Below are 20586 nucleotides of genomic sequence, written 5' to 3'. Positions count from 1 at the left end.
TTCTTTGATTATTTGAAAAATAAAAAACCCGGGGATTACCGGGTTTTTTTAATCTTAGGCTCTACCTCTCAGCATCATATCCCAATACATTCTTGGGAGGACGTATTTCTTGAGCAGCCACATGCTATACTGCTCTTTGCTGGTATCTACAAAAGTGGAGATGAGTGGGTCACTGTCTCTGACATTATCATACTTAAATTCTGCCAACACCATTTTGCTGTATCCAGTCACTAAAGGGCAGGAGGAATAACCTTCGTATTTCATATCACCAACCTTCTTGGTTTTCATCAAGTGAAGTAAATTACCCACGACTACGGGAGCTTGTTTTCTCACGGCAGCCCCTGTTTTGGCAGTCGGTAAGGCAGCCACATCACCAAGGGAAAATACATTTGGGAATCTAAGGTGCTGTAAGGTATTGATATCTACATCCACCCATCCTTTTCCAGGCCCCTCTTTCATCGATACGGTTGAATTCCTGACAAAATCCGGTGCCTGCTGTGGTGGAGCAATATGAAGCATGTCATAGTGGATGGTGATCTCAGTTTCACCACTCATTTTTTCCATGATTCGGGCATCTAGTTTTTTGGAATATTCATCAAAATCACCCTTGATATACTTGAAAGTAATCTCTTGTTTGGCGCTGTCTATTTTGACAGGGGCATAGAAGGTCTTAAGGATGATATCTCTGTCGGCAATGATTTTGTTCAAGGTTTTGGCAAAGACCTCTACACCAAAAATCACTGTGCCGGGAGTAGCAAAAATCACCTTGGTTTTGTCTCTCACACCAGATTTTCTGAAATATTCCTCTGCGAGGTACATGATTTTTTGGGGAGCACCACCGCATTTGATCGGGGTAGTGGGCTGCGTAAAAACTGCATTTCCACCTTTAAAATTCTGCAATACCTCCCAGGTATGGTTTGGGTTGGTGTAATTGCTGCAAACGACCCCTTTGTCCATTGCTTCGGAAAGTCCGGGGAGTAATTCAGGTGCCATGATCAGCCCTGGTGCCAAGACCAAAAAATCATAGGTAATATCCCCTGATTTGGCTGTCTTCACCATGTTTTTTTCAGGATTCAATTCTGTGGCTTTGTCCTTGACCCAAGTAACTCCTTTTGGGATATACCTAGCTTCTGACCTTTCAGTATCTTCAAATTTATAGGTTCCTGCACCTACCAATGTCCAAGCGGGCTGGTAATAGTGTTTTTCGGAAGGTTCCAGGATTGAGATGTTCAGGCTTTTATCTTTTCTGATAAGTTGGGCTGCTACGGTAATTCCTGCAGTGCCCCCGCCAATGATCAATATTTGGGAGTGGCTCATGGGTTTGAGTTTTTAGGTTAAATCAATTGTATAAATTTACTCCGGTTAAAATGAATTTTTAGTGATTAAAATCACAATAAAAAAAATCCCCCAAACTTGGAGGATTTTAATTTTGAGTAGGTTGGAGATTAATTTTCACCGGGTTTTTCTATATCTATATCAAAATCAATCAACTCCGGATCCATTTCCAAATATTCAGGAGCCTCTTCTTCTGAGATGGTACCTCGGTCAATTAATTCGGCTACCATATCAATCTGTCTACCTATGTCCAAACCATCCTTATGAGCTTGCTGAAATTGTTCAAGCAATTCCTCGTCGGAAATTTCCGCATATCTGGATCTCCTGTTTGCTTTCAACTCTTCTTTCTTTTTTTCCAGAAGCTTTTGTTTTCTTTCTGCATAGTTGGATTCAAGGGATTTGATATATTCTTCGGAAAGCGCTGTTTCATAAAATGGGGTCTCATCTATGGCGAGTTTTTCTTTCGTGCCATCTGTATGGATTACTGTGATTGCACCTTCCTCCTCCATCATGTATTGGTCTCCGGATTCTACATCTACGACCTTGCCTTCTTCATAAACATACCTTTCCTCTACAGATTTTTCACTTCCGCAAGCGCTAAGTAGTGCAATACCCATAGTGAATACGATTAACTTTTTCATAATTCTTGTATTTTGTTATTTAATATAAAATTTTATTTCCTTTTGCGATCCAATCCTGAAATACTTTAAACGCTTCTTCCTGCATAATTTGCGAAAAAGGGATTTTTCTTTTTTCATTTTCCAATTCCAGTTCTCCATAGATAAAATCATCGTCAAAACCGGCAATGGCTGCATCCTTTTTGGTATTGGCGAAAAAAACTCTGGAAGGTCTGGCCCAATAGATTGCTCCGAGACACATTGGACAAGGTTCACAGGAGGCAAATATTTCGCATCCTTCCAACTGAAAACTATTGAGGTTACGGCAGGCATCTCTTATGGCTACAATTTCTGCATGGGCTGTTGGATCATTGGTTTCCAATACGGAATTTGATCCCTGACCTATAATTTTGCCATTTTTGGCAATTACACAACCAAAAGGACCTCCTTTCCCTGCTTCCATCCCTGATCGTGATAAATCTATAGCCTTCTTCATCAGGAATTTTTGCTCTTCTGTCATATGATTTGCTTTACAAAGTAAAGAATTGCCGCTTTTGCAACTACTGGATTTACGGCTTAGAGATGAATTTGTTCAGAATTTTAATCTGAAATTAATAGAAAAAGTATATTTTTAAGAATTAAATTTTAAATTAATTCTTATTTAATTCATGAAAATTCACATTATACTTTTTTAGTTTAATTTGTCAATTGAGCCATTTATTGATAAACTCCAAAAATGCATCTTTATAATTGTCGCTTACCGATATCTGATGATTTCCGATGTGAACAATATTTCGGGACACAGAATCTATATGGTCCAAGTTGATAATGAAAGAACGGTGAATTCTCATGAAATTCTCTGAAGGAAGAATTTCTTCCATGTTTTTCATACTCGTTAAAGATAAAAGCGGGTTTGGCTTTCCTTCTAAATGAACTTTCACATAATCTTTGTAGGCTTCAATATGGGTAATTTCCTTGAGCAATACTTTGACCAATTGGTATTCTACTTTTAAAAAAATATAGTCTTGAGCCTTCTGATTCTCTTTTTTATCCTTGGATAGGTTTGATGAATTGTCATAATATTGGTAAGCCTTAGTAGCAGCTTTCAAAAATTCCTCATAACTGAACGGTTTCAACAAATAGTCCAAGGCATCTACCTTATATCCTTCAATGGCAAACTGATTATAGGCAGTAGTGAATATAATTCTGGGTTTTTTTTCAGAATTTTTACCATCCAGAATTCTGGCCAGTTCCATTCCTGAAAGGTCCGGCATTTGAATGTCCAAAAACACCAGATCAATGTCATTTTGGTTCAGATAACCCAATGCCTGAATAGCATTGTCAAATTTCGCTTCTAAAACAAGAAAAGAAGTCTGTTCAATAAATTTGGCAACAAGTTCCAATGCCAAAGGTTCATCATCTACTGCAATGCACTTGATTTTCATTTTAAATTTATCTTGAGAAGAACCGTGTAATGATTATCATCAGTTCCCTCAATTTTAAGTTCATGATTTCCGGGATAAAGCAGGTCCAACCTTCGGGTAGTGTTTACTAATCCTATTCCACTGGCTTCTCCTTCCGGTGTATTTTCAGTTGATCTGAAGATACTGTTTTGTGTGCCCAGAATCAACTCGTTTCCTATTTTTTCCAGGGATATACTGATTTTACTTTCATGCTGAGAACTGATACCGTGTTTGAAACAGTTTTCGATAAATGGCAAAAGAAGCATAGGGGCAATTTCGGCTTCTTCAATCTTTTCGGGAATATTGATATCTAATTTCACTTTTGAGGAAAGCCTCATTCTCATCAATTCAATATAATCTTTGATAAAATCCAGTTCTTTGGTCAGTAGTGTATGGTTTTTTTCAGTTTCGTACAACACATACCGCATCATCCTACTTAATTTAAGCAGGGCGGTTTTGGCTTTTTCAACATCTATATTGGTTAATGCATAGATATTGTTCAGCGTGTTGAAAAAGAAATGGGGATTTATCTGTGCTTTAAGATAAGAAAGTTCTGAATTGGTTCTTTCCTGTTCCAGTTGAAACCGGACTTTTTCATCAGCCTGCCATTTTTGGACTGTAACAATACTTGTACTGAACCCAACTGACATAAAAAAAATCAGCATGTTTGATACGTCCCAATAAAGGTTTCTTGGTTTTGGGACATAGGTTGCATCCGGTCTGAAAGCTTTATGCATCAATTCCTGCATATTGGTATAATCATCAAAGACAATCAGAATTCCCACGTAAGTAAAGGCTCCTACAAGGTTGATGATAAGGAACATGGAGATTTTATTGGCAAAAAGAAATTTTGGGATGAGGTAAAAATAATTAAAGTAGAATATTCCTATAAGCATCGAAAACATGAATCCCTGTTTGATCCAAAACTCCATCGGTCTTTCCACACCTATTGATAGCGGGGAAAGTACAAAGACCACTGTACCCACCAAAGACCATCCAAGGATGTGAATTAGGATTGGAATATTTTTCTTAATAGCTGAATCCTGCATTATTATAATATAAGTGATTTTTTTGTAAACTAAAATAAAATTTTGCGGTTTACATAAAATGATCTACCAAATAAGGGATTCACTCGACCAAACTAGGGTTTGGAAAGATTAAATTCGGGAGGGGTGGTGATAGGATCTTTTCATCCTTCAAAGTCGGCAATTGGTCGAGACAATCCCTGCCACGGTCTAGTTAGTTTTTTTTTGATTTCACATTAGTATTCCTTTGTTGCTGTAAACTATCCACAGAATTATAAAAACTTATCATAATGAAAAATTTATTCCAACTATTATTTCTAGTGACTCTTGCCCTGAGTGTTACAACTCAAAGAGTTTCTGCCCAAAATAGTGAGCCTGAAAAACCCATTTATAAAATTTCAGGCAAAATCACAGAAAAAGGTACCGGGGATCCTGTCCCTTATGCAGCCGTTTCCCTAGTTGAGATAGAGAGTGGCACCAATCTGGCAGGTGCAGTAGCTGGATTTGATGGAGAATTTGTTATTTCCAATTTTGGAAATGGGAAATATCAGGTGGTGATAAGTTTTCTGGGTTTTGAAAATCTAAAATCAGAGATTTTGACAGTAACTGAAACCAATTCAACGATCAACTTGGGAACTTTGGCTTTGGTGCAGGACGCTGTGGCCCTTCAGGAAGTCACCGTAATGGGGCAGCGTGATTTGATTGAGGAGAAAGTGGATAGGACTATTTACAATGCCGAAAATGATAAGACCTTGGTGGGAGGTGATGCAACCGATGTTTTGAGAAGGGTTCCTATGCTATCGGTTGATTTGGATGGAAATGTTTCCATGAGAGGAAGTAGCAGTATTCTGGTTTTGTTGAATGGTAAGCAGTCAGCTATAGTCGCGACTAATGTGGCAGAAGCATTGAAACAAATACCTGCAGAAGAGATCAAATCCATAGAAGTGATTACTTCCCCGTCAGCAAAGTATGACGCAGAAGGAACAGGTGGTGTGATCAATATCATCACCAAGAAAAACAACCTTGTAGGTGCTTCATTGAACATCAATAGCAGCGTAGGATACAGAGGATCAAATCTTGGCATCAACGCAAGTCTCAAACAAAACAAAATGTCCTGGACTTTGGGAGGTTTTGGAAGAGCGGGATATAATATTCTTGGGTTTTTTGAAAACGAACAGTATATAACCAACTCAAATGGATCTCAGGTAAGGGTAAATCAGAATGCTGATACCAGGAATCAAATGATGTTTGGTAGGTATAATTTTGGTTGGGATTATGAAATCAACAAATACAATTTCATGACAGCTTCAGTAAGTTTTGGCTTGAGGAATATGAAAAACCTACAGGACGGTTTGTCTACAGAAACATTTGCTGAAGAGTTGTTAATCAATTCTACCCTTATGGATGTAAATGTTGCAAATCTTTCAAACAACATTGATGTCAACTACAACTACACCAAGACTTATGAGAAAAAAGGCAAGGAATTCAGTGTCTCAGGTCTTTACAGTCAGGGAAATCTCACCAATGACTTTATCAACAGCCTTTATGACAATTCATTTGAGACCATTGCAAGCAGGGTTAAAAATTTGAACCAAGGGATCAACCGTGAATTTACAGTTCAATTGGATTATGTTACACCTTTGGCCAATGGGCAGATTTTGGAATACGGCGCTAAAAATATCCTAAGAAAAGCAGAGAGTGACTTTGCTTACTTTACTGCCGAAGGTCCTGATGGTGAATTCGTCGAAGTGGACGATGTTATTTTCTCCAATGAATTCACCTACGATCAGAATGTAACTGCAGGTTATGTCTCATATATGACCAATTTCTTAAAGAATTACACCTTCAAAGGTGGTATGAGATATGAGTACACCAGTATCAGTGCTGATTTCAAAAACTCGGATTTACCTGCTGACATTCCATCCTTTGGCGTATGGGTGCCAAGTGTGAATTTGAGCAGGAAACTGGAAAAAGGCAACATGATCAAAGCTGCCTACAACAGGAGGGTGCAAAGACCGTCATTGAACTTCTTGAACCCAAACATCAACGCAGCCAATCCAAGACAAATTACACAAGGTAATCCTTTGTTGGAACCTGAAATGACAGACAATTATGAAGTTTCCTATAGCACTTTTGTGAAGGGTTCGATGATCAACTTTACCAGTTTTTTCAGAAATACTAGTGGGTCTATACAACCTATCAGGTCAGTTCTTGAGGATGATATCATCTTCACTACCTTCGAAAATATTGGTCAGGAAAAAGCTTATGGTTTATCGATATTTTCCAACATCAATCTTTCAGGAAAATTCTCATTGAACGGAAGTGTTGATGGATATTATGCCAGGTTGGACAATGGAATTGAAGATCCCTTATATGCAGCTTCCAATGATGGCTTTGTATTAAGTGGAAGGTTATTTGCGAATTATACACTTCCAAAAGATTGGCAAATTCAAGGCTTTACTTTTGCAAGAGGCAGAAGGGTAGAGCTTCAGGGGACTTCAGGAGGATTTGGGGTTTATGGATTGAATTTCAACAAGCAGTTCAATGAAAAGCGAGGATCAATCGGTTTCGGAGCTGAAAACTTTTTCACCAAAGTATTCATTATCGAGAATGAATTGTACACGCCGACTATTATGCAAAAAAGTACAGTTGGTTTGAAAAACATGAACTTCAAAATCAATTTCAATTACAGAATTGGAAAGTTGAGTGTTGACGGCCCAAGGAGAAAGAAAAGAGGAGTCAGTAATGATGACTTAAAAGAAGGTGGCGATGGGAATTCCGGAGCTATAATAAATAACAACTAAAACAGATTAGTTGATTGGGTAATAGTTATTAAAAAAACCGCACGGCCTACCGTGCGGTTTTTTCTTATTTTTTTGATAACTTCCTTACATCCTACTTTTTTATAAGGAAAAGCCATCAACTCAAAAAAGGATATTACTTATACATTACCTGTCTTACTGCTTCAAGGGTTCTTTTTACATTAGGTAAAGTGGCCTCAATATAAGTAGGTGCATAACTCAATGGTATGTCCATGGAGTTTACCCTGATAACAGGAGCATCTAAGTAATCGAAGGCATTTCTCTGAAGATGATAAGCGATTTCAGAAGAAATTGCTGCCAATGGATTTGCTTCTTCTACCACCACACATCTGTTTGTTTTTTTAACAGATTCCACAACTGTTGCATAGTCTATAGGCCTTACAGACCTCAAATCAATGACTTCGGCTTCAATGCCGTCTTTGGCAAGTTCTTCAGCTGCTTCCAAAGCCACTTTCATGATTTTCCCAAAAGAGACAATGGTGACATCCTTCCCTTTTCTTTTAATGTCTGCTACTCCAATTGGAAGCAGGTATTCGCCTTCAGGAACTTCGCCTTTATCACTGTACATGAGTTCGGATTCCATGAAGATCACAGGGTCGTTGTCTCTAATAGACGCTTTTAGCAAACCTTTGGCATCATAGGGGGTGGAGGGTACCACTACTTTTAAGCCAGGTGTATTGGCAAACCAATTCTCAAAATTGGAAGAGTGGGTAGCTCCCAATTGTCCGGCATTTCCTGTAGCTCCTCGGAATACAATAGGTACATTATATGCCCCACCAGACATGGCCAGCATTTTAGCAGCAGAATTGACGATCTGATCAATGGCCACCAAAGAAAAATTGAAGGTCATAAATTCAATTATGGGCCTTAAACCATTCATTGCAGCACCTACTCCCAAACCGGAAAATCCAAGTTCGGCAATTGGCGTATCAATAACCCTATCCGGACCGAATTCATCCAGCATACCCTGTGAAACCTTATAAGCTCCATTATATTCGGCCACTTCCTCGCCCATGAGAAACACATTTTTATCGCGTCTCATTTCTTCGGACATGGCCTCTCTCAATGCTTCTCTAAATTGAATTATTCTCATTATAAACAATATTTTCGTTCGTAAAAATAGGAAGTAATCCCTCAAATCCAAAACTAGTTTTGATTGCAGACCAGATATTTTGTTTTTGTTTTTTTGGTAAAAACAGGATGAGATTAAAGATTAATTCTTGGGTTTGGTGATAGGCATATCATTTTCCATCCAGTTGTTGAGTCCGCCTTCGAGCATGTAGACCTTTTTAAATCCCATCGCCATCATCTTTTCAGTGGCGGGTATAGTTCTTTTTGCGGACCGGCAATACACAAAATAGGTTTTCTTTTTATTTAGCTTGCTGATTTTCTCTTCAAAATCCCCAGCCAAAAAATCAACGAAAACTGCACCTTCAATATAACCTTCCGCAGTTTCTTCAGGAGTTCTGATATCGAGGATTACGTTTTTCTTCTTTTTATTGGCCTGATCCTGAAATTCTTTTGGACTTAGTTTAGGAGCTCCTTCTTGGGCTTGAATTACCTGAAAAGATCCACTGAAAACTATCAATGCGATCATCAAAATCCTTTTCTTCAAACTGTTCATTTTTTTGTAGTTTTAAAATTCTTCGAAATTATTTATTTCCACTTCAAATTTACTCAATATTCTACTACTAAGTTTCAAAATGAAAAAAATCGCCCTTATTTCGGATTCTCATGGATATATTGACCAAAAAGTCCTTGATCATTTGATCGAAGTAGATGAAATATGGCATGCAGGGGATATCGGGGATTTAAATATTTTGGAATATCTTCCTCAGGATAAAACCAGAAGAATCATAACAGGGAATATTGATGGTCAATCTGCGAGGCAATTGTTTCCTGAGGAAATTTGGTTTGAGTTGGAAGGAGTCCGTGTAGGGATGATACACATTGCCGGTAAACCTCCCCGATATGCCAAGGGAATAAAAGAGAAAATCAAGCTAAATCAAGCCGGGTTGTTTGTATGCGGCCACTCTCATATTTGTAAAGTGGAGTTTGATAGAAGCATCAACTGTCTGTATATGAATCCAGGTGCCATTGGACAACAGGGTTTTCATGTTGTCAGGACAATGTTGTTATTTGATTTGGAAAAAGGTAAAATTCAAAACCTCAGGGTTGTGGAATTGGGAAAAAGAGGGAAATGAACAGGTTTTTTATTCAGGGCAGTTTTTTTAAGCCCTTTCTCTATTTTAGAAAAAATATTTCAGTCTCAGGAGATTATCTGGAGATAGAACAAATAAAAAAGGCAATGTGTAAAACATTGCCCTCTTTATTGCTTGTTAAAGAGCGGTCTGAATTATTTATCGAAGCTTTTTTTCAATTCTTCAATATCCACATTTTTGATTACCGGCTTGGCACTCAACTGTTTGATTTTAATAACTCTGGTAGTTTGACCTTGTCTCTTTCTTCTTAATTTTCTTTTTAAAGTAGTAACAGCCATCGTCTTATCTGTTTATGTTGTCTCAAATGAGGTGCAAAATTAAAATAAAATTTTGATTTTACTTAACTTTGGCCAAAATTAAAAATAAAACATGTCTGTTCAGAAACCAAGCTTACCAAAAGGAACTCGGGATTTTGGCCCCATTCAAATGGCCAGAAGAAATTTTATTTTGGATACCATCAAGGATACCTTTAAAATTTTTGGGTTTCAGCAATTAGAAACTCCGGCTATGGAGAATCTCAGCACCTTGACGGGCAAGTATGGGGATGAGGGAGATCAATTGCTTTTTAAAATATTAAACAGTGGGGATTTTCTTAAAAATGTCAATGCAGAAGATCTGCAGCTAGGTACAGGGACAGTATTGCCAAAGGTATCAGAAAAAGGTCTACGTTATGACCTTACCGTTCCTTTTGCAAGGTATGTGGTGATGAACCGCAATGACATCACTTTTCCTTTCAAAAGGTTTCAGATCCAGCCGGTATGGAGAGCGGACAGACCTCAGAGAGGAAGGTACAGGGAATTTTATCAATGTGATGCAGATGTAGTCGGGACTGACAGCCTTGTCTGTGAACTTGAAATTCTTCTCATGATCAAAAGAGTTTTTGTGAATTTGGGTATTACGGATTACAGCATCAAAATAAACAACAGAAAAATTCTCACAGGAATATCTGAAGTCATTGGGGAAAAAGGAAGGGAAGGGGATTTGTGTGTAGCAATAGATAAATTGGATAAAATAGGTTGGGAAAAGGTACAGGAAGAATTGGTACAAAGGAATTTTGGGCAAAATGCCATAAAACAATTGGAACCTGTCATTGACCTTAAGAAATCAAACGGAGAGAAACTTGAGTTTTTGAAAACATTTCTAGCGGCATCAGAAATCGGAATTAAAGGTTTGGAGGAGTTAGGAGAAGTATTTAATCTCTTGCAGGCTTATGGGGAAAACGAAAGCAACATTGATTTTGATGTGGTTTTGGCAAGAGGGCTATCCTATTATACAGGGGCTATTTTCGAGGTTAAAGTCAATAATGTTTCTATTGGTTCAGTAAGTGGTGGAGGAAGATATGATAATCTTACAGGGGTATTTGGACTTGAGGGTGTTTCCGGAGTAGGATTTTCATTTGGAGTGGACAGGTTATATGATGTGATGGAAGAATTGGGAATCTTTCCTGTAGAAAGCCTGGATCAAACCAAGGTTCTGATTACCCATTTCGACAAGAATGGATTTGAATACGGACTTAAAGTTTTGAATGCCTTGAGAAACAATGGTGTTTCTTCGGAACTTTATCCGGAAATGGCAAAAATCAAAAAGCAGTTCACCTATGCCGATAAAAAGGAAATTCCTTTTGTAATCATTTTGGGGGATAATGAAATCAACGAAGGATCAATTAGCCTAAAAAACCTAAAAACAGGAGTTCAGGAATCCATGTTGCTTGATGAGTTGATAAAAAGGTTTGTATAAATTGGATCTTGTCCCGTATTAATAGTGTCAATCGACCTCAAGGATAGCATTGATGGGGATATAGGTATTGCATTTTAAAGAAACAAACTGATTGCCTACTGCCCAAACGGTGGTATTGACCTGATAGACTTTTTCATCGGCAGTTTCGAAAGTGATATTTACTTTACTCCTAAGAAGATTACCCAAAGCCTGTGCCCGCATCAAATCAAAATTTCTTTTTCTCCTGGCCATGTCATCTTCCAAAACTTCTTTTTTACAAAATTTTAAATCAAGGATTTGTTCTTTGGTTATTTTTTCGACGAGTTTCATAAATATCTTAGTTAGAAGTTTACAGGATTAGTCAAAGAATCGGAATTGACTGAAAAATGTTTCATAATATATATAAAATTTGTTAATAATTTCTATAAATAAAATATAGTTTTGATATAAATCAATCGACAGATCAAAACCCAAGTATAATCAAAACTATATACTGAAATGAAATCCTTTATATTTGCACCAAACTAAAGATGATGATATGTTTGATATAATGAGTATCATGAATAAAGTAAAAGAGGCACAGGCCAAAATCAAGGATGCCCAGTCAAAACTCGTTTATCTCAAAGCTGAGGGTGAATCCGGTGCAGGTATGGTGAAGGTAACCGTGAATGGAAACAGAAATGTGATTTCCATTGAAATGGATGATTCTATTGTCAATCTGTCGGATAAAGAAATGTTGAGTGATCTTATTGTGGCTGCCACCAATAAAGCACTGGAGCAAATTGAGGTAAAGATCAAAGAGGAACTGAAGTCTGCCACTGATGGTATGATGCCAAATATTCCGGGAATGGACTTCGGAAATATGTTTTGATGCAGAAGGCAGCTGTTGTCATATTAAATTACAACGGAAAAGAAATGCTCCGCAAATTTCTCCCTTCTGTTATAAGCCATTCTCAGTTCGAAATCATTATCGCAGATAATGCCAGTAATGATGGCTCTGTGGAGTTTGTGAAATCGGAGTTTCCCGGATTGACGTTGTTGAGTTTTTCTGAAAATTCCGGTTTTACCGGAGGGTACAACAAGGCCTTGTCCCAACTTGAAGGAGGTTTTGAATATTACATTTTGCTAAACTCCGACGTAGATGTAAGTCCTGGCTGGGATAAAGATCTGATTGATTGGCTGGATAGAAAGAGTGAATATGCTGCGTTACAGCCTAAAATACTTTCTTTTCAAAACCCTGATTTTTTTGATTATGCAGGGGCAGGAGGTGGTTTTATAGATAGTTTAGGATATCCGTATTGTAGGGGAAGAATTTTCAGTACTATAGAAAAAGACGAAGGCCAATATAATAACGAAATTCAGGTGGATTGGGCATCAGGTGCCTGTATGGCCATCAGGGCCTCTGTTTTTCATGAGGTGGGAGGCTTTGATTCAAGATTTTTTGCCCATATGGAAGAAATCGACATTTGCTGGCGCATCAGATCAAAGGGATATAAAATAGGCTATTTAGGAGGTGTAAAGGTATGGCATGTTGGAGGAGCAACTTTATCAAGAAGCAATCCTTTCAAAACACATCTTAACTTTAGGAATAATCTTTTGATGCTGCATAAAAATACCTCGAAAAAGAGATTTATAAAAATCTATCTTTTCCGTGTGATATTGGATGCCATTGCTGCACTTTCTTTTCTTCTAAATGGGAATATTCAAGATTCAAAAGAAGTCCTCAAGGCTCATTTGGCTTTTCACAAAATGAAAAATTCAGGGAATAAACATGTATTGGCTTCAAAATTGCCTGAACAAATATCTATTCGTAGGAAGAGATCCATTTTGTGGGATTATTTTATCAGAGGACAGAAAACCTTCGGCAAAATTTAATCAAATAATATTGGATTGTTCATTTTCCTCAAGTATTTCCTAACTTTCATCAACATAGCCATGCTGACATAAACAATGATCGGTGATCCAAGTGTAATAAAAGAACTATAAATAAAAAACAGTCGGATACTGTCTATAGGAAAATGCAGTTTCTCACCCAATTTGGAACAAACCCCAAAAGCTCGTTCCTCGAAAAACAATTTAATCTCATTCATAATAGCTGGTTTGTAATTTACAATTAAAAGTAATAATTTATTTTCAATAATCTAATTGAATGCCAAATGTTTAAAATTACTGAAAAATATTTTCTTCTATTGATTCTGATTTTTGTCTTCGGCTCTTGTAGCCCCAAAATCAATATTTATGATAGTTTGCTTGAAGGGGTTTATGCCAAGCCTGAGATTTTAGAGTTGCACAGAGATTCGGTAAGATTTAGGATTGAAGGGGCTATACCATTGGAATTTTTGAAAAAAGACGTCCGGATTGTATTGTATCCTGAATATTTATATGGCGAGGGTTCCCTTAGATTTGGAGAAATAGTGCCTTTTGATGGAGTTTATACCCAGAATCTTATTTCTGCGAGAATAGATAACAGTTTTGTTTTCCCCTATTTGCCTGGAATGGAAAGAGGGGATTTAGTGATTAAAGGTTTGGTCGAAAAGAAAAACAATGTCTATCAGTCTCCTTCCAAAACCCTCGCTGCAGGATTGGAAACTTCACCGCTGCTTACCAGAATAGGCCAAGTAATTCCTGATCAGCCAATTCCAGAAATCGGGGTTTATATGGAAAAAGAATTTTCAGATCAAAAATCCTTAGACAGTCGGGAATTTACAATACCTTTTTCACCGGGAAGTTCAGTCCGGTCAGCTCCGGTGTTGCCCACCGCCGTTAAGGATTTTTTTATTTTGGGAGAAAAAGGCAAAAAAATCAGCAGGGTAACCATAACAGGACTAAATTCTCCATCCGCCCAGGATAATATCAAAGGCTTAGCTTTAAAAAGAGCAGAGTTTATAACTGATCAGTTGCAGGAAAGCGGCTTATTGAAAGGCGCAAAAATTGAAACTGATTTTAGATCCGAGGATTGGTTTGACCTGCGTTTGCTCTTGAGTGATTATCAGGGTATAAGCCCGGTACAAAAAGAAGCAGTCTATAATGTTTTATTGAATCAACGGGATTTTTCATCTCAACTTCAGGAATTGCAAAGGTTGGATTCCTACAGAAATATATCCAGGGATTTATTTCCAAAACTCAATGCAGCCAAAGTCTCAGTATTATTGGAAGACACGCGATTCAATAACCTGGAAATTTCAGCCAGTGTATTTGCCTTACTCAATAACGGGGAACCTTTGGATGGATTGACCCAGGACCACCTGATCTTTGCAGGTCAGACTGCAAAGAGATTGGAGGAAAAGGAAGCCATATTTTTAAAATTGACAGAGCTTTATCCTTCGGAATTGGCTTTCAATAATCTAGGAGTGGTATATTTAAACAGGGCTCAAAGGGAACTAGACGTTAGGGAAAAGAATGTATTGATCACTAACGCTATTAATATGTTTAAGCAGGCCAACAGGATCAAGACCACTTCGGTTTCGTTACATAATATAGGTAGGGCCTATATTCTGAGAGGAGATTATTTTGATGCCTATATTGCTGTTTCAGAGGCTTCGGCATTGGAGCGGGATGAATCTGATTCGTTTTTGTCCTATAATGAAGGAGTAAGAGGGGCACTTGATATTATCAATGGTGATTATAAGTTGGCCACTATCAGATTGAACAGGGCAAAGGAAAATGAAGAAAATCTTTTTAATAAGGGATTGGCTTATTTTCTTACAGAGGACTATCGAATGGCTTTGGAATCTTTTGAAGAATGTGTACAGGTGGATAGAAGTTCGGGATACGGTTTTTATGGATTGGCATTAGTGGCTTCATTATCAGGGGATAAGATTGGGATGATTGAGAATCTTTCAAAATCAATTGAGCGAAGTGAATACCTTAGAGAAAGGGCCTTGAGGGATATCAATTTCAAAGCATATTTTGAGGAACAAGATTTTATTGGACTTTTCAGGTCAGAAAAAAAACTTGAATAGATTAATGATTTTTAACAAAAAGTTTTTGATTTTTTGATTTATACTTATATTTCAACCTTGTAAAGCAAATTAAATTTATTTATAATTGATAAATTTATTAATCACTTATTCTGCCAAATAATATTCGCTTGGTCGAATTTATATGTATAAGAAGATTTAAAATAATAACCCAAAATTCATCGCCTATGGTATAGTAATCTATTTTTTTTAATTGCTATGAAATCGTTTTAGCACTAAAAACTTAGCACTTTGATTTTTAAATCAAAGTCACAAATGGTAGACATGAAAAATGTCAAGGTATAATCAGCAATAGTTCCCGGATTTTGTTCCCAGATTCAGAAAAACTATTGCAATTATTTTGCAGGAACCTGCAATCGTTTGCACCAAAAGTTTATTAAATTATTGCAACAAAAAATCGATTAATAATTATTACCCAATCAATCTATGTTTATGGAAAAATTTTACAAAAGCCTAAGTGTATTCATATTACTCTTAGTTCTTTCCAGCGCGACAGTGTTGGCTCAAACGACAGTAACCGGAAGGGTTATTGATGAATTTAGCGACGGTATTCCTGGCGTAAGTGTCCTTGTAAAAGGAACTGGCACGGGGGTCGTAACTGATATAGATGGAAATTACTCCATCTATGTACCTTCAAATGAAAGCATCCTTGTTTTCTCCTTTATTGGATATGTATCCAGGGAAGAAGTTGTAGGAAACAGGAGTGAAATCAATGTTACCCTTGAGGAATCCCTACTGGGATTGGATGAGGTTATTGTTACCGGTTATACCTCTGAAAGAAAAAGAGATATTGTCGGTTCAGTTTCAGTGGTAAACACCAAAACAACTTTACAGCAACCAAGTTTTACACTTGGTAACATGCTTCAGGGTAGGGCCGCAGGTGTAACTGTTTCAGGTACAGGTGCACCGGGTGCAGCTGCAAAAGTGAGGATCAGAGGTTTTACTTCTTTTGGTAATAATGATCCGCTTTATGTCATTGACGGCGTGCCAACAGATAATGCCAATGCACTCAACCCTCAGGATATCGAATCAGTTCAGGTACTTAAAGATCCGGTTTCTGCCTCCATATATGGATCAAGGGCTGCAAACGGAGTTATTGTGGTGACTACAAGACAAGGTACTTCAGGAAAAACCAACCTGACTTATGATTCTTATGTTGGTTTCCAGTCTCTACCAAACAGGGTTTATCCAACCATGTTGAATACTGAAGAATATAGAGAACATCTTATTAGGGCAGCTGAAGGAGCAGGAATTCCATTCAACAGTAGAATCTTCCAAAATGGTATACCACAATATTTAGTATCCAATATGGATGTCAATGCCAGACCAGGAGAAGCAACTAATCCTGACTTTGATAGGTACAATTGGGATCCATTTAGTTTTGAAAACACTTATCAAATTGCAGAAACAAGCCCAGGAACAGATTGGCACAGGGATGCTGCTCAAAATGGTATCATTCACATGCATCAGATTGGCGCAACTGGTGGTACGGATAAGGGAAGCTATTCGATGGGTCTAAATTATTTTAGTTCTGATGGGGTTTTCAGAGAGACAGGTCTTCAAAGGACAACCCTAAGAGCAAATACCAGATTCAGTCCTAAAAAATGGATTACAATAGGTGAAAACTTCCAATTGGCATTTGTTGATCAATTTGGTTCTTCATCAGATCCAAACAACCTTTCAGGCGGACTTGATTTTAACAATGAAGGACAGAACCCTTGGTACTTGGCTACAAGAGCTGCTCCTTTTATTCCTTTGCAAGATATTAATGGAAATCCTGCAGGAACGTCCATAGGAGGTGCAGGTCAGACTTTGACTGCGCATGCAGTATTGCCCCGAAATAGAGACAATAAGTTTAGAGGCATTACCCTATTTGGAAATGCATATGCACAACTCCATTTGACAAAAAATCTAACTGCATCAACCTCTTTTGGTATAGATCAGAGATATGGAAATGGGTACAACTTTACATGGATAACTCCTGAGAAAGCAGAGCCAATTAGAAACAATGCCTATAGCGAGTATTTCAATTCATTCACCTCTTGGACATGGACCAACAGTTTGCAGTACAATTTAAATATCGGTGACAAACATGTCATCAAATTGTTCGGTGCCACAGAAGCAATTTTTGAACAAGGAAGATTCTTAAGTGCAAGCAGGGTAGATTATGATTTCAACGATCCTGATTTCAGGTCAATTAATACGGGTAAAAACCTTCCCCAAAATAGTGGCGCTCCGGGAACTCCAAGAACACTGTCTTCTATTTTTGGTAAAGCAGAATACCAATTGATGGATAAATATTTATTCAGCGCTACTTTAAGAAGAGATGAGGCCTCTGTATTTGGACCGGATTTCAGAGTGGGTGTTTTCCCTGCATTTGGATTTGGATGGAGAATTTCTGAGGAATCATTTATGCAATCGGCTACCATGTTTGATGAATTGAAACTAAGAGGGGGTTGGGGCCAAATGGGTAGCCAAAGAAACGTGAGTGCAGCTAACGCCTATTCTTTCTTTGGTGCTAGTTTGAATGGCACAGCCTATGATATAGCAGGTACAAATGGCTTACCCCAGATTGGGTACAGACCTAGCGTGGTGGGTAATCCAAGTACTAAATGGGAAGCAGCTGAAATGGTCAACGTAGGTCTTGATGGATCCATGTTTGGAGGAAGATTGGATTTCACAGTTGAATATTTCAACAATACAACCAATGACTTGCTTGTTGAGCGTCAGAGAAACGGTTTGGAGCCAAATGTAGGCCAGCCTAGAATAAATGTTGGAACCATGGTAAACAAAGGTGTTGATGGTTCCTTGTCCACAAGAGGAAAAATGGGTAAAGATTGGAGCTACAATGTTGGAATGACATTTACCCATTACAGAAACGAAGCAGTTAAAATTGACGCAGAAGGAAGTTCCTTCTTGTTGTTTGGAGCAGGTCGTCTGGGAAATGTTCAGAGAATTGAAGCAGGTCGTCCATTGGCATCCTTCTGGGGTTGGCAGGTAGATGGTATATTCCAAACCGAGGAAGAAGTCACTGCCCATGCTGATATGCCATATAAAAGAGTCGGATCCTGGAAAATCCGTGATATCAATAATGATGGTGTGATTGATGGTGATGACCAAACCTTTATCGGAAACCCAATTCCTAAATTCCAAATGGGTATGGACATTGGATTCAATTATAAAAATTGGGATTTCCAAACATTCCTATTCTGGAATCAGGGCAACCAAATCTATAATTACACCAAGTGGAGTACGCACCTAAGAGGATTTGAAGGTGGTTACCATACTGATGTATTGTATGATACTTGGACTCCGGAAAATAGAGGAGCAAGTATGCCAATATTGAATGCAAATGATACTTTCTCAGGTGCTATTTCCAATTCATGGTACGTAGAAGATGGATCTTTCTTAAGAGTAAGACAGATGCAGATAGGTTATACTTTCCCAATGGCACAAATCGAAAGATTGGGAATGTACAGAGCAAGGATATATGTTCAAGGTCAGAACGTGTTTACATTTACAAATTACTCAGGTCCGGATCCGGATATCGGAATCTTGGGTAACAGTGAATTGCAAATGGGAGTTGATCAATTTAGGACACCTGCCCCAAGAACGTTCATTGTTGGTATCAACGTAGGGTTTTAATTAAATCATTAATAAAGAAAAGATAATTATGAAAAGTAGAATAATATATTTTCTGATGTTCTTCGTAGCTGCATCAAGCGTGATTTCCTCATGCAGCGAAGAATTCTTGGATAGGCCGCCGTTGGGCTCCATATCCGAAAATGCGCTTGCCAATGAAAATGGTGTGAATGGATCTCTATTAGTCGCTTATCGGGCACTTCAGGGAAAACAGATTGGTGCATGGTATACAGGTCCTAATAACTGGTTATGGGGCGGTGTACGATCGGATGATGCCTATAAAGGTTCAGAGGCACTCGATCAGGCAACTGAAATCAACCCTGTAGAAAGATTTGAGGTATTACCTTCAAGCCCATCCGCTACCAACAAATGGAGAGCAATCTATGATGGTATCGGTATGGCAAATATTACCATTAGATTGGCAAATGCAACCGAAGATATTCCTGCTGACAGGAAAACCAACATTCTTGCTCAAGCGAGATTTATAAGGGGTTTTCTTCACTTCGAAGCAGCTAGGAATTACAAGAACGTTGCTTATGTAGATGAAACTGTAATTACTACTGAGCAATATAGGTCCATCGTGAATACCGTGGATATATATCCTAATATTGAAGAGGATTTGAAATATGCTATGGATAACCTCCCAAATACTCAGGCTCAAATCGGCAGGGTAAATAAGTGGACTGCCATGGCTTTTCTTGCAAAAGCTTATTTGTACCAGAACAAATACACAGAAGCCAAAGCACTGTTTGACCAGATTATTGCCAACGGAACAACCAGCAACGGAACAAAATATGGTTTGGAAGCGGATTTTAAAAATGTATTTAGAGGACAATTTGAGAATGGTAAGGAAATTATTTTCTCCATCCAATATACTGTCGGTGACGGAACAGGTGGTGCCAATTCCAATGTGGAATTGGAATTGACAAATCCTCATAATGATGGTCCTGTTGGATGCTGCGGATTCTATCAGCCTGCCCAAAGTTTGGTAAATGCCTACAGGACTTCGAGCGGATTACCGCTTTTGGATACTTATAACCAAGTTAATGTTAAAAACCATGAATCAAATCCAACTGACTTTCCTGACCGAGGTGAATTAGATCCTAGGTTGGATTATACAGTAGGTAGAATTGGAGTTACCTATAAAGACTATGGACCAGCTGCAGCTACTTGGATCAGACAGCTTGCAAACGGTGGACCATGGTTGCCTAACAAGCATATTCAGTGGAGAGATGAGGTTGGACCATTCTTTGTGCCCGGAAGTTGGGGACAAGGTCAATTGGGTAAAAACCAAATTGTCATGAGATATGCCGATCTTTTGTTGATGGCAGCGGAATGTGAGGTAGAAATAGGAAGTTTGAGTAAAGCACAGGAATACGTCAATGAAGTAAGGGCCAGAGCAAAAGCTTCAACTGTAGTGACTAATGCTGCAGGTCAACCTGAGGCCAATTACCAAATTGAATTGTATACAGCCCCATGGTCTGATAAGGATTTGGCTAGAAAAGCTGTTCGATTTGAAAGGTATTTGGAACTTGCCATGGAAGGTCATAGATTCTATGATTTGGTAAGATGGGGAACTGTTGGTCCAACAATGTCAGAATTCCTTGCCAGAGAAAGCCAGATTAGAACTCACTTAGCAGGAGCAACTTTCAGGACCGGCAAAGACGAATACTTACCAATCCCTGAATTTGTGGTTAACCAAAGCTTAGGAAATATCCAGCAAAACCCAGGTTATTAATATTTGAATTCATTTATTTAAGGAGA

General features: G+C 38.2%; 18 protein-coding genes. 8 read left to right on the top strand and 10 right to left on the bottom strand.

Annotation, left to right across the window (positions count from 1 at the left end):
- Positions 1-54 precede the first annotated feature (54 nt).
- From B9A52_RS24390 to B9A52_RS24370, 5 genes are all read right to left on the bottom strand, one after another.
- Positions 55-1317, bottom strand: a complete 1263-nt coding sequence (locus B9A52_RS24390; RefSeq protein WP_084123172.1) for an NAD(P)/FAD-dependent oxidoreductase — start codon at positions 1315-1317, stop codon at positions 55-57.
- A 128-nt stretch (positions 1318-1445) separates the two neighbouring features.
- The gene (locus B9A52_RS24385) at positions 1446-1976 is read right to left on the bottom strand and encodes a hypothetical protein (RefSeq protein WP_084123171.1); all 531 of its coding nucleotides are present in this window, start codon (positions 1974-1976) and stop codon (positions 1446-1448) included.
- Between the two features lie 19 nt (positions 1977-1995).
- Positions 1996-2472, bottom strand: a complete 477-nt coding sequence (locus B9A52_RS24380; RefSeq protein ID WP_084123170.1) for a nucleoside deaminase — start codon at positions 2470-2472, stop codon at positions 1996-1998.
- A gap of 184 nt (positions 2473-2656) precedes the next feature.
- Positions 2657-3397: a LytR/AlgR family response regulator transcription factor gene (locus tag B9A52_RS24375; protein WP_084123169.1), complete on the bottom strand. Its 741-nt coding sequence runs from the start codon at positions 3395-3397 to the stop codon at positions 2657-2659.
- A complete protein-coding gene (locus B9A52_RS24370) occupies positions 3394-4464 on the bottom strand; it encodes a sensor histidine kinase (protein ID WP_084123168.1) in 1071 nt (356 codons plus the stop codon). Before B9A52_RS24370 ends, B9A52_RS24375 begins: the two co-directional genes overlap by 4 nt.
- Before the next feature lie 266 nt (positions 4465-4730).
- Between B9A52_RS24370 and B9A52_RS24365 the strand changes: the two genes are divergently transcribed.
- Positions 4731-7244 carry a TonB-dependent receptor domain-containing protein gene (locus B9A52_RS24365; RefSeq protein ID WP_084123167.1) on the top strand — a complete coding sequence of 838 codons (2514 nt, stop codon included), beginning with the start codon at positions 4731-4733 and terminating at the stop codon, positions 7242-7244.
- A gap of 133 nt (positions 7245-7377) precedes the next feature.
- Here B9A52_RS24365 and B9A52_RS24360 read toward each other — a convergent pair whose 3' ends face one another.
- Both B9A52_RS24360 and B9A52_RS24355 read right to left on the bottom strand, forming a co-directional pair.
- Entirely contained in the window at positions 7378-8355 is a 978-nt protein-coding gene (locus B9A52_RS24360; RefSeq protein ID WP_084123166.1) for a pyruvate dehydrogenase complex E1 component subunit beta, read from the bottom strand.
- Between the two features lie 120 nt (positions 8356-8475).
- The gene (locus B9A52_RS24355; RefSeq protein ID WP_084123165.1) at positions 8476-8886 is read right to left on the bottom strand and encodes a rhodanese-like domain-containing protein; all 411 of its coding nucleotides are present in this window, start codon (positions 8884-8886) and stop codon (positions 8476-8478) included.
- A gap of 79 nt (positions 8887-8965) precedes the next feature.
- On the opposite strand from B9A52_RS24355, the gene B9A52_RS24350 reads away from it, so the two are divergent.
- Positions 8966-9466 carry a metallophosphoesterase family protein gene (locus tag B9A52_RS24350; protein WP_084123164.1) on the top strand — a complete coding sequence of 167 codons (501 nt, stop codon included), beginning with the start codon at positions 8966-8968 and terminating at the stop codon, positions 9464-9466.
- Positions 9467-9618: 152 nt separating this feature from the next.
- Here the strand turns inward: B9A52_RS24350 and B9A52_RS25920 are convergent, their stop codons facing one another.
- Positions 9619-9762 (bottom strand): hypothetical protein, encoded by a 144-nt coding sequence (locus B9A52_RS25920; protein WP_172805279.1) that lies wholly within the window; start codon positions 9760-9762, stop codon positions 9619-9621.
- A gap of 91 nt (positions 9763-9853) precedes the next feature.
- On the opposite strand from B9A52_RS25920, the gene hisS reads away from it, so the two are divergent.
- Positions 9854-11221 (top strand): histidine--tRNA ligase, encoded by a 1368-nt coding sequence (gene hisS / locus B9A52_RS24345; protein ID WP_084123163.1) that lies wholly within the window; start codon positions 9854-9856, stop codon positions 11219-11221.
- A gap of 27 nt (positions 11222-11248) precedes the next feature.
- Here hisS and B9A52_RS24340 read toward each other — a convergent pair whose 3' ends face one another.
- Positions 11249-11530 (bottom strand): hypothetical protein, encoded by a 282-nt coding sequence (locus B9A52_RS24340; protein WP_084123162.1) that lies wholly within the window; start codon positions 11528-11530, stop codon positions 11249-11251.
- Positions 11531-11738: 208 nt separating this feature from the next.
- Between B9A52_RS24340 and B9A52_RS24335 the strand changes: the two genes are divergently transcribed.
- Entirely contained in the window at positions 11739-12071 is a 333-nt protein-coding gene (locus tag B9A52_RS24335; protein WP_084123161.1) for a YbaB/EbfC family nucleoid-associated protein, read from the top strand.
- Positions 12071-13075, top strand: coding sequence for a glycosyltransferase family 2 protein (locus B9A52_RS24330; RefSeq protein ID WP_084123160.1), 1005 nt, complete (start codon positions 12071-12073; stop codon positions 13073-13075). The genes B9A52_RS24335 and B9A52_RS24330 overlap by 1 nt, the downstream gene beginning before the upstream one ends.
- Here B9A52_RS24330 and B9A52_RS24325 read toward each other — a convergent pair.
- Positions 13072-13290 (bottom strand): PspC domain-containing protein, encoded by a 219-nt coding sequence (locus tag B9A52_RS24325; protein ID WP_084123159.1) that lies wholly within the window; start codon positions 13288-13290, stop codon positions 13072-13074. The genes B9A52_RS24330 and B9A52_RS24325 overlap by 4 nt on opposite strands.
- A 66-nt stretch (positions 13291-13356) precedes the next feature.
- On the opposite strand from B9A52_RS24325, the gene B9A52_RS24320 reads away from it, so the two are divergent.
- The 3 genes from B9A52_RS24320 to B9A52_RS24310 all read left to right on the top strand — a co-directional run bounded on the left by B9A52_RS24320 (position 13357) and on the right by B9A52_RS24310 (position 20560).
- Positions 13357-15162, top strand: a complete 1806-nt coding sequence (locus B9A52_RS24320) for a tetratricopeptide repeat protein (protein ID WP_084123158.1) — start codon at positions 13357-13359, stop codon at positions 15160-15162.
- Positions 15163-15612: 450 nt separating this feature from the next.
- A complete protein-coding gene (locus tag B9A52_RS24315; RefSeq protein ID WP_172805278.1) occupies positions 15613-18825 on the top strand; it encodes a SusC/RagA family TonB-linked outer membrane protein in 3213 nt (1070 codons plus the stop codon).
- Between the two features lie 28 nt (positions 18826-18853).
- Entirely contained in the window at positions 18854-20560 is a 1707-nt protein-coding gene (locus B9A52_RS24310; protein ID WP_084123156.1) for a RagB/SusD family nutrient uptake outer membrane protein, read from the top strand.
- Positions 20561-20586 lie beyond the last annotated feature (26 nt).

The sequence above is a fragment of the Aquiflexum balticum DSM 16537 genome (assembly GCF_900176595.1).
GTDB classification, from domain to species: Bacteria; Bacteroidota; Bacteroidia; order Cytophagales; family Cyclobacteriaceae; genus Aquiflexum; species Aquiflexum balticum.
Note: the sequence above shows the minus strand (reverse complement) of the source record. Positions and strands in the feature narration are given on the sequence as shown.

Bases quoted from the DNA above. Each gene is read 5' to 3' on its own strand.
- B9A52_RS24325 (WP_084123159.1), bottom strand. From the start codon at position 13,290: ATGAATGAGATTAAATTGTTTTTCGAGGAACGAGCTTTTGGGGTTTGT.
- B9A52_RS24380 (WP_084123170.1), bottom strand. From the start codon at position 2,472: ATGACAGAAGAGCAAAAATTCCTGATGAAGAAGGCTATAGATTTATCA.
- B9A52_RS24370 (WP_084123168.1), bottom strand. From the start codon at position 4,464: ATGCAGGATTCAGCTATTAAGAAAAATATTCCAATCCTAATTCACATC.
- B9A52_RS24385 (WP_084123171.1), bottom strand. From the start codon at position 1,976: ATGAAAAAGTTAATCGTATTCACTATGGGTATTGCACTACTTAGCGCT.
- B9A52_RS24315 (WP_172805278.1), top strand. From the start codon at position 15,613: ATGGAAAAATTTTACAAAAGCCTAAGTGTATTCATATTACTCTTAGTT.
- B9A52_RS24330 (WP_084123160.1), top strand. From the start codon at position 12,071: ATGCAGAAGGCAGCTGTTGTCATATTAAATTACAACGGAAAAGAAATG.
- B9A52_RS24350 (WP_084123164.1), top strand. From the start codon at position 8,966: ATGAAAAAAATCGCCCTTATTTCGGATTCTCATGGATATATTGACCAA.
- B9A52_RS24355 (WP_084123165.1), bottom strand. From the start codon at position 8,886: ATGAACAGTTTGAAGAAAAGGATTTTGATGATCGCATTGATAGTTTTC.
- B9A52_RS24340 (WP_084123162.1), bottom strand. From the start codon at position 11,530: ATGAAACTCGTCGAAAAAATAACCAAAGAACAAATCCTTGATTTAAAA.
- B9A52_RS25920 (WP_172805279.1), bottom strand. From the start codon at position 9,762: ATGGCTGTTACTACTTTAAAAAGAAAATTAAGAAGAAAGAGACAAGGT.
- hisS (WP_084123163.1), top strand. From the start codon at position 9,854: ATGTCTGTTCAGAAACCAAGCTTACCAAAAGGAACTCGGGATTTTGGC.
- B9A52_RS24335 (WP_084123161.1), top strand. From the start codon at position 11,739: ATGTTTGATATAATGAGTATCATGAATAAAGTAAAAGAGGCACAGGCC.
- B9A52_RS24365 (WP_084123167.1), top strand. From the start codon at position 4,731: ATGAAAAATTTATTCCAACTATTATTTCTAGTGACTCTTGCCCTGAGT.
- B9A52_RS24320 (WP_084123158.1), top strand. From the start codon at position 13,357: ATGTTTAAAATTACTGAAAAATATTTTCTTCTATTGATTCTGATTTTT.
- B9A52_RS24390 (WP_084123172.1), bottom strand. From the start codon at position 1,317: ATGAGCCACTCCCAAATATTGATCATTGGCGGGGGCACTGCAGGAATT.
- B9A52_RS24375 (WP_084123169.1), bottom strand. From the start codon at position 3,397: ATGAAAATCAAGTGCATTGCAGTAGATGATGAACCTTTGGCATTGGAA.
- B9A52_RS24310 (WP_084123156.1), top strand. From the start codon at position 18,854: ATGAAAAGTAGAATAATATATTTTCTGATGTTCTTCGTAGCTGCATCA.
- B9A52_RS24360 (WP_084123166.1), bottom strand. From the start codon at position 8,355: ATGAGAATAATTCAATTTAGAGAAGCATTGAGAGAGGCCATGTCCGAA.